This is a genomic window from Rhodomicrobium sp., assembly GCF_047605405.1.
GTDB classification, from domain to species: Bacteria; Pseudomonadota; Alphaproteobacteria; order Rhizobiales; family Rhodomicrobiaceae; genus Rhodomicrobium; species Rhodomicrobium lacus.
Map to the genome: position 1 here is coordinate 1 of NZ_JASGFR010000066.1, position 8,613 is coordinate 8,613.

7 protein-coding genes, 1 tRNA gene and 2 pseudogenes are annotated in these 8,613 nt (G+C 63.4%); 7 read left to right on the forward strand and 3 right to left on the reverse strand.

The features are described from left to right. Nucleotides 1-78 precede the first annotated feature (78 nt). Nucleotides 79-1,839, reverse strand: coding sequence for a glucan ABC transporter ATP-binding protein/ permease (locus QM659_RS16515; RefSeq protein ID WP_415189265.1), 1,761 nt, complete (start codon nucleotides 1,837-1,839; stop codon nucleotides 79-81). Between the two features lie 52 nt (nucleotides 1,840-1,891). After that, on the reverse strand, nucleotides 1,892-2,659 hold the full coding sequence (locus QM659_RS16520; RefSeq protein WP_415189266.1) for a hypothetical protein: 768 nt from the start codon (nucleotides 2,657-2,659) through the stop codon (nucleotides 1,892-1,894). A gap of 183 nt (nucleotides 2,660-2,842) precedes the next feature. Here QM659_RS16520 and QM659_RS16525 point away from each other — a divergent pair, with 183 nt between their 5' ends. The 3 genes from QM659_RS16525 to QM659_RS16535 all read left to right on the forward strand — a co-directional run bounded on the left by QM659_RS16525 (nucleotide 2,843) and on the right by QM659_RS16535 (nucleotide 4,488). Next, entirely contained in the window at nucleotides 2,843-3,637 is a 795-nt protein-coding gene (locus QM659_RS16525; RefSeq protein ID WP_415189267.1) for a glycosyltransferase family 2 protein, read from the forward strand. A gap of 180 nt (nucleotides 3,638-3,817) precedes the next feature. Continuing rightward, nucleotides 3,818-4,168: a lipid-A-disaccharide synthase N-terminal domain-containing protein gene (locus QM659_RS16530; protein ID WP_303483651.1), complete on the forward strand. Its 351-nt coding sequence runs from the start codon at nucleotides 3,818-3,820 to the stop codon at nucleotides 4,166-4,168. A gap of 243 nt (nucleotides 4,169-4,411) precedes the next feature. Then, nucleotides 4,412-4,488: transfer RNA gene (locus QM659_RS16535), tRNA-Met, on the forward strand. A 430-nt stretch (nucleotides 4,489-4,918) separates the two neighbouring features. Here QM659_RS16535 and QM659_RS16540 read toward each other — a convergent pair. Next, nucleotides 4,919-5,125: pseudogene (locus tag QM659_RS16540) on the reverse strand (cobalt transporter); the annotation flags it as partial. Between the two features lie 459 nt (nucleotides 5,126-5,584). On the opposite strand from QM659_RS16540, the gene QM659_RS16545 reads away from it, so the two are divergent. The 4 genes and pseudogenes from QM659_RS16545 to QM659_RS16560 all read left to right on the forward strand — a co-directional run. Beyond that, nucleotides 5,585-5,818, forward strand: a complete 234-nt coding sequence (locus QM659_RS16545) for a FeoA family protein (protein ID WP_215031213.1) — start codon at nucleotides 5,585-5,587, stop codon at nucleotides 5,816-5,818. Continuing rightward, a complete protein-coding gene (gene feoB, locus QM659_RS16550; RefSeq protein WP_415189268.1) occupies nucleotides 5,815-8,145 on the forward strand; it encodes a Fe(2+) transporter permease subunit FeoB in 2,331 nt (776 codons plus the stop codon). Before QM659_RS16545 ends, feoB begins: the two co-directional genes overlap by 4 nt. A gap of 7 nt (nucleotides 8,146-8,152) precedes the next feature. Then, complete coding sequence (locus QM659_RS16555; protein ID WP_127079401.1) at nucleotides 8,153-8,398, forward strand: FeoC-like transcriptional regulator; 246 nt, start codon at nucleotides 8,153-8,155, stop codon at nucleotides 8,396-8,398. Nucleotides 8,399-8,517: 119 nt separating this feature from the next. Further along, nucleotides 8,518-8,613 (forward strand): annotated as a pseudogene (locus QM659_RS16560) (cytochrome d ubiquinol oxidase subunit II); the annotation flags it as partial.

The window sequence follows — 8,613 nt, forward strand, 5'->3', positions numbered from 1 at the left end:
GACTCGATCCGACGCAGAGATGCTGATCGGATTGCAGGACTCACAGAGTCGCGCCGATTCCACACGACCCGGTAGCGCTCACTCCGCCGCGCGGGCGGCGGGTGCATCCGCCTCGTCTTCCTTGAAATCGCCCGCCTTCACGAGCCGCTCGAAGATGCCGCCTGCCTCGGCCAGCGCCGCGAACGTGCCGGCTTCGACGATCCGCCCCTTTTCGAGAACGAGGATCCTGTCCGCGCTTGCGACGGTCGAGAGGCGATGCGCGATGAGAAACGTCGTGCGTCCGCGCCGCACGCGGTCGAGAGCGCGCTTGATCTTGAGTTCGGTCTCGTTGTCGAGCGCGCTCGTCGCCTCGTCCAGGATCAGGATCGGCGCGTTCTTCAGGATCGCGCGCGCGATGGCGATGCGCTGGCGCTCGCCGCCCGACAGCGCCGAGCCGCGTTCGCCTATGACGAAGCCGTAGCCGCCGGGTTTTGCGAGGATGAAGTCGTGCGCTTCGGCGAGACGAGCCGCTTCCTCCACCTCGGCGTCCGTTGCGGTTGGGCGCCCCACCCGGATGTTTTCCGCGATCGAACGGTTGAACAGCCCCGCGTCCTGAAACACCACGGCGATGGACTGGCGCAACGAGTTCAGAGTCACGTCGCGGATGTCTGTCCCGTCGATGAGGATGCGGCCTTCCTGCGGATCGCGCAGCCGCTGGAGCAGCGCGAGCGTCGTCGTCTTGCCTGAGCCGGTCGGGCCGACAAGCGCGAAGGTCTGCCCGGGCGCGGCGTCGAAATCGAGGGCGAACACGCCCTGATCGCTGTTCGGGAAGCGGTAGGTGGCATGATCGAAGGTGACGCGGCCCTTCACGTTTTCAAGCGGCACCGCGCCCGTCTTCTCGATGGTCATGCCGCTCGTGTCGAGCAGGTCGAAGAAGTTTTGCAGCGTCGGCGCCTGCATGAAGATGCGTGCCACGAAGCTCGAAAGCTGGTCGAGCTTGGCGATGAGCAGCCCCGCGAAGCCCACAAAGGCCACGATCTCGCCGACCGTCACCTCGCCACGCTCGGCAAGGATCGCGCCGATGGCAAATACGGCGACCATGGTGATCGTGGCGGCGGCGCGCGTCAGCACGGTGAGCATCGCCCACCAGGTGAGCACGGGATATTGCGCGCGCAGGAGATCGGCCATGAGGTTGCGCAGCGCGCTCGTTTCATCGAGAAGGCGCGTGTAGCTTTGCACCACGGTCACGTTGCCGATGACATCCCCGACCCGGCCGAAGACATCCTGATGGTAGGCTTCGACGTTTTCCTGCCCGCCCTGCGTCCGCTTGATGATGATGGTGTTCGCGAGGAAGTAGAGGACCGCGAGGGCGCCGAGCAGCGCCGCGAGCCGCGTGTCGATGGAGATGGCGACGGGGATCAGCAGGACGATGCTGATGATGGCGGTCAGGTGCTCGCGCAGGAACGAAAGCCACAGCGCGAAAAGCTGGTCCGTCCCCGCGAGGATGATGCGAACGAGCCGCCCTGTTCCGTGCTGGGCATGATAGCTCACCGGCAGGTTGATCGCGCGCTCGAAGGCCGCGCCCATGGCCGCAAGCCGCTGGCGGTGGGCGAGGCGGTCCGCCATGATCGACAGCGCGACGCTCGCGATGATGTTGAACAGCCCGAGCGCGGCCCATATCCCGATGATCGGAAAAGCCTGACCGCCCTTCGACAGCGCATCCACCACGCGCCCGAAAAGGATCGGTTCGGCAAGTTGCACGATGGCAATGGCCACACCCGCCGCCACGAGCGCAATCGAGAGCCAGCGCTCGGAAGCAAGCATCCCGAGAGCGCGAATATATATTCTGGCCATCTTCATGATGCGCCGACCCGATCAGATCATTGGTTGAAGCGTCGCTGGACGGATGAAACTAAGCGGCGCGCGCCGTCCGTTTCGCATGCGGCGCGGCAATACCGACGGTTTTTTGCATTCCGTCGGAGAATATGGCCACGATCCGGTCGTCGGCAAGAAGCGAAAGAGTGGCCACGGTGCGTCTTGACCAGCCATCCGCCGCGAGTTTCGTCACCTTGACGCGCCCCGCTTCGCAGGCGAAGCAGGTCAGCGCGCCGATGGGATGCATAAGCCGCAGCCTTCGTCCATCCGGCGCCCGCACCGGCAGAGAAAGCTCCTCTGGCGCGTTCAGCGCCGCGCCGCCCTTGGCCTCGAAGATGTAATCCTGATCGATGGCGTGCCAGCCGTTGTGCGTGCCATGACCGCCGAGACTAACGAAGCAACGCCATACCGCGCCGATCGCCGCGTCGGCCGAGATGCAGACCCACCGAAAACGGAGAGAGAAGCGCTCGCCCTTCGAGCCGATGATAGCGGCATGACCCGCAGGCAACGAGGTTGCCAGAAAGCCGGCTTCGCCGCCGCCGTCGATGCGGTCGGGAAGCCCGGCGCTGCTCATGGGGCTCCGCACGCCCCCATGAGGCAGCGGCAGGTTGCAGCCGTAGGCGATGGAACTTGTGGCGAGCGGTTCGAGGTAATTCTGCGGAAGGACGAGAGGTTTCGGAGCGCCATCAAGATTTCCGGCGGGCCAGCCGAGGATCGGCTCCGCATGCGCGGTAACGATGCTGCCATCCGCGCCGAGGGCAAGCGGCGCTGGAAACGCGTGGGATCTTGCGCTGCGCTCAAACATGGAAATCAGCCGCCGGATTCGAAACGTGTACGCTGTGTTGACTGTCACATGAACCCGTCACCAAAGGATGAATCGCGCGAACGGCTTGTCCACAGCGGTTGTGTGGCCACGAAAAAGCCTGCTATGAGCGGTTAAGGAAATCGAAATGGGCTTTGCGGAAGCAAGCTTGCGAAGGTGGCGGTCATGACTGTTGCGGTGGTGATCCCAGCGCTGAACGAAGAAGGAAATATCGGCCGTCTCGTCGAGGAAACGCTGCGCGCCATTGCGCCAGAAGTTCTCGGCGAGGTGATCGTGATCGACGACGGCAGCATCGACGGCACTGGCGCGGAAATCAAGGCGCTCGCCGCCCGCGATCCGCGCGTGCGCTACATCCGCCATCGTGCTCGCTCCGGCCAGAGCGCCGCGATCCGCACGGGCGTTCTCGCCGCGCAATGTCCGCTGATTGCCACGATGGACGGCGACGGCCAGAACGATCCCGCCGACATCCCCAATCTTCTGAAAGTCCTCGGCTCGCCCGCCAAGGGTGGCCCGGCACTGGTTGGCGGCGTGCGCGTGCGGCGCAAGGCAGTCGGCTCGCGGCGCATCGCGAGCCTTCTCGGTAACCGTGCGCGCGCCGCGATCCTGAAGGACCAGTGCCCGGACTCCGGCTGCGGCATCAAGGTTTTCTGGCGCGAGGCGTATTTGCGGCTGCCGTTCTTCACGAGCATGCACCGCTTCATGCCCGCGCTGTTTCAGATGTACAGCCACAAGGTGGAGTACGTCCCGGTGAACGACCGGCCGCGCGTTGCGGGGCAGTCGAAATACACCAATTTCAACCGTGCGCTGCTCGGCATTTACGACATGATCGGCATCGTGTGGTTGAGGCGGCGCACGCGGGTTCCGGAGATCGTCGAGGATACGCTCGGCGTGGCGCGGCTGAGGGAAGCCGCTCCGGTTCGCCGGGTGGGAGCATCCGTCGCGTCGCGGCAGACGCATTGAGGCGTTTCGGGGGCGCGTGGAGAAGCGCGCGGAGTACAACGGCAGAGTTTTCAGACGCGTTAACGCGGAAAGCTCTGGCATCGCATGATCCCGCTTCGGCGCGAGCGGGTGCCCAGGCTTCTTTCCGCCTGTCCGGCAAGCCGGTCGGCGGGAGAGCCTTCAGCCCAGGACGGGGATAGCATGGACGTCGCAAAGTTCAGCCAGTGGTGGGCGCAGGTTTCGGAAGTCGAGATGGCATGGGTCATCTTCGGCTTCGCGGCTCAATCCATGTTTTTCATGCGCTTTGTTCTGCAATGGATTGCGAGCGAGCGCGTGAAGAGGTCCATCGTGCCGGAGACTTTCTGGTATTTCAGCTTTGCGGGCGGCTTGATGCTGTTCGTCTACGCGGTTCATCGAGCCGATCCGGTGATCATGCTGGGGCAACTCGCCGGCCTCTTTATCTACGCGCGGAACATCTATCTCATCTGGGCGCATAAGCGCTCCGAGCGGGTGGCCGCGAGCGCGCCGGACGGTCTTCGCGCGGCCGAATAGGCGCCTGACGGCATTCGCCGTGCAGTCGGGATGCGGCCGCTTTCGAGAAGTTTGAGGCGCGGGGCGCGCGGGAGTCACGCGCACGCGCCATGTCGGAAGCGGGTGCGAGGATTTTGCGCGGCTCGCCGTTTCTGCGGCAAAGCCGTCGCTGCGCGGATATGGAAACGCCGCGCGACTTTTTTCGGCGAAACTTGAAGGTATGTGTTGCGGTTTCCGGCAGAACGGCCTATGTCAACTTTGTGACGCGGGGTGGAGCAGCCCGGTAGCTCGTCAGGCTCATAACCTGAAGGCCGCAGGTTCAAATCCTGCCCCCGCAACCACTAATTCTGCTACGCTTTCTCCCAACAATCTGGACAGCGTTCCCACGATCTCGATGCGCATCGGCGCGCCCGGTTTCGTCGGATGGACGATGACGGCAGCGATCATCGCGCGCACCGCGTTGCGAAACGCGGTGCTCTCCTCCGCCTTGGCTGGAGCAGAACCGTTAGGTTCTCAAGCGTGCATTTGTAGTCCTCGACCGCTGAAAAGCTCGTGCTTGCGAGGTAGCCAGCCGGAGATTTTGCGCGGCCGGCGAGGCGAGCCTGAACCGTTTCCCAAAGCACCGGCTCGACTATGCGAAGCTTCGGCGCAGGCGTGCGCCTCCATTCCTCCGGCGGGTTTGGCCGCGAGACGCGCCGGCCGGTCGAAGGGTCTTTCAAATACCGGAGCTTGCCCCCCACGATCTGGCCGTTGTCGAGCGCGAGCCGGAGTATGCACCTCCGACACGCCGACCGGGTAGTGCGGGAGCACCTCGAAGAAGGAGAACACGAGGGCGGTTGTTGCCGCGCTCTGCGAAAGCAGAGATAGCGCTCCACGTTCGCGCGCCTCCTGATATGCGAGTTTCAAGGTGTAGCAGCCTGCGCCTGCCGCGGTGGCATAGCTCAGCCAGATCTTCCCGCTGTCTACCAAGACGGGGATCTATCTTGCAGCGATGCCGGTTTTCTTGCTGATAGCCCTCGTCACCTACTGGCAGGAACCGCCACTATGTGCCGCGCCGGGGAGTTTTGGCGTCCTGAGTTCCATGTGGCTGATGTATGTCGTGATGTGCGTGCTTCATTCGGAACCTTGGCTTTCGCTTGTCTTACCGACTTCGGGAAAACGGTCGCCGAACGATTGGAACCCCAGCTCGAATGATAAGTCCGGGGACAGTCAGGTTGGGAAAAAGGCCATCGCTTGCCGAGATCACCTTAGAATTACTCTAGTTACAAATAAAACAAATATGTTGACCTTGTGATATTTTGAAATCTACTTTTGGGGTGCCACGAAGGTTTCCTGTTGCAGGCTTACTCCCATCAGCGAGAGGTGAAGCGTCTTTGTAATGGAAACCTCCGATTTTCACGTCATTTCCCTCGTTCGTTCAAGGTTTTGCCGCGCATCATGATCACTCTCGAAAATCTCAGGGTCGGCGAGAACGCCCGCGTCGTCGGGTTTTCTTCCGGCGATCGAGGCTATCGCCAGCGCCTCCTCGCCATGGGCTTGACACCCGGCGCGACCTTCTCGGTCCAGCGCCGCGCCCCGCTCGGCGATCCGATCGAGATCAAGGTGAGAAATTTCAAACTCACGCTTCGGAAGGGCGAAGCGGCCATTCTGGAAGTCGAACGTCTCTCATGAAAAGCCATCGCACCATTGCTCTCGCCGGCAACCCTAATTGCGGCAAGACGACACTTTTCAACGGTCTGACCGGGGCAACCCAGACAATCGGCAACTGGCCGGGCGTCACTGTGGAAAAGAAACTCGGCGCCTATGCCTGGAAGGGCACAAGCTACGAAATCGTGGATCTGCCGGGCGTTTACCTGCTTGCGAATGTCGGCCGCGGCTCGGAAGACGAGCGCGTCGCGCGCGATTACATCCTGAGCGGCGAGGCCGACCTGATCGTCAACATCGTCGATGCGTCGAACCTCGAACGAAATCTATATCTCACCACGCAATTGCTTGAGATGGGCGTTCCGATCATCCTCGCGCTGAACATGTCCGACCTCGCCGAGAGGGGCGGGGTGGCGATCGACGCGGCGGCGCTCGGTCAGGCGCTCGGCTGTCCCGTCGTGCCCATGGTTGCGAGCAAGCGCAAGGGCGGCGAGGCGCTGAAGGCGGAAATCGCGCGAGCGGTGCAGGCCCCCTCGGCGCCGGCCGGTCGCCCGACGCAGGTTCCCGCAGTCGAATCGGCAATCGATGGTCTGGCATCGGCGCTGTCCGAGGCGGCGAAGGCGGCGGGTGTCGATCCGCGCTGGGTCGCGCTGAAGCTCATCGAAGGCGACGACCTGGCGGAGTGCATCGCCGGGCCGAGCCTTACGGAAGAGGCGAAGCAGTTGCGCGCCGAGGTCGAGAAGGCATGCGGCGAAGACGCCGACATCGTTATCGCGGATGGCCGCTTCCGCTTCATCGCCGAGATCATGAAGGCGTGCCATCGCCAGAAGCGCGCGGTCTCGACGACGCTCACGCAGCGCATCGATGCCGTGGCGCTCAACCGCTTCCTCGGCGTGCCGATCTTCCTCGTCGCGATGTACTTGATGTTCCTCTTCACCATCATGATCGGTGGCGCATTCATCGACTTCTTCGACAAGGGCGGCGAAGCACTGTTCGTCGACCTCCCCGAGCAGGGCCTCGCCGCCATCGGTGCGCCGGATCTCGTGCAGGTGATCGTGAAGGGCTTCGGCAGCGGCTTGCAGACCATCGCGACATTCGTGCCGATCATCGCCTGCCTGTTCCTGTTCCTCTCTTTCCTTGAAGACTCCGGCTACATGGCGCGCGCGGCCTTCGTGATGGACCGCGCCATGCGGGCAATCGGCCTGCCCGGCAAATCCTTCGTGCCGCTGATCGTCGGTTTCGGCTGCAACGTGCCCGCAGTCATGGCGACGCGCACGCTCGAAACGCGCCGCGATCGCATCCTGACCATCATGATGGCGCCGTTCATGTCCTGCGGAGCGCGGCTGCCGGTGTTCGCGCTCTTCGCGGCGGCGTTCTTTCCCTGGAGCGGACAGAACATCGTCTTCCTGCTCTACATCATCGGCATCCTGTTCGCCGTGATGACGGGGCTCATCCTCAAGCACACGCTGCTTCGCGGCGAGGTCTCTCACTTCATCATGGAACTGCCGCCCTATCACGTGCCGACCATGCGAACCGTGGTCATTCAGGCATGGCAGCGGCTGCGCCGGTTCATTCTCAACGCGGGCCAGATCATCGTGCCGATGGTGATGGTGCTGAGCGTTCTCGCCAACATGGGCACCGATGGCAGCATCGGCCGCAAGGACACGCAGGATTCGGTGCTGGCGTCCGTCAGCCATGAGCTGATGCCCGTATTCAGGCCCATCGGCCTTACGGACGAGAACTGGCCTGCGGCGGTTGGCTTGTTCACCGGCATTTTCGCGAAGGAAGCCGTCGTCGGCACGCTGAACGCCCTTTATTCGCAGGTCGATCAGGCGGCAGGCGAAGGCGGCGAGAAGGCCGGAGAGGAGCCCGTGTCGGTGCTCGACAAGCTGGGTGAGGCCGCCGCGTCGGTCCCGCACAATCTCGCCGAGATCGGCAGCAAGATCGTCTCGCCTGCGATCGACGTCGGTTATGTCGGCGACACGGCGCAGGCGGCGGAGAAGCTCGAAGTCAACAGCCAGGTATTCGGCGCAATGCAGTCGCGCTTCGACGGCACGGCAGGCGCTTTCGCGTACATGCTGCTGATTCTGCTGTATGTGCCCTGCGTGGCCGCGCTCGGCGCGATCCGGCACGAGGTGGGCCTGCGCTGGACCGTCTTCGCGACAGTCTGGACGACTGGCCTTGGCTACATCACGGCAGTGTCGTTCTACCAGGTCGCAACGTACAGCCGCGATCCGGCGACGGCGCAAAACTGGCTGATGACTTGTGCGCTCGTGTTCTGCGTGGCGGTGCTGTCCATGTGGCTTGCGGGGCTCGCGCAAGGGCGTCGTCTCGCGGCGCTTCCGGCGAAGTGAGGGCGGCATGATCACCCTTTCCGAACTCGGCCGCTACTTGCAGAGCCGTGGGCAAGCGACGCTTTCCGAGATGGCGATCCATTTCGGATCGTCTCCGGATGCCGTTCGCGGTGCGCTCGACCTTATGCTCTCAAAGGGCCGCGTTCGGAAACTGTCCGTCTCCCAGGCGTCGTGCGGTTGCGGGTGCTCGGTTTCCTGCGACTGCGTGGAGGTGTTCGAGTGGGTGGGGCCAAACTCTGGGCCCGCTCACTGATTGGATCGTCCCGATCTCGTCCTTAAGGGCGGAGCCGCTCACGAAACTGTAAACAGCTCCCGTGCCGCACTGCCCAAGGTCGAGGTAGGCGAGCGAACGCATCATGGGCTCGCACGGATATCGAACGGCGTGTCGCGATCAACGTGATCGGCCCGGTATAGGACGGCAATCAGGTGTGGCTGATCCTCGGCGCGGGCGCGATCTTCGCGGCGTGG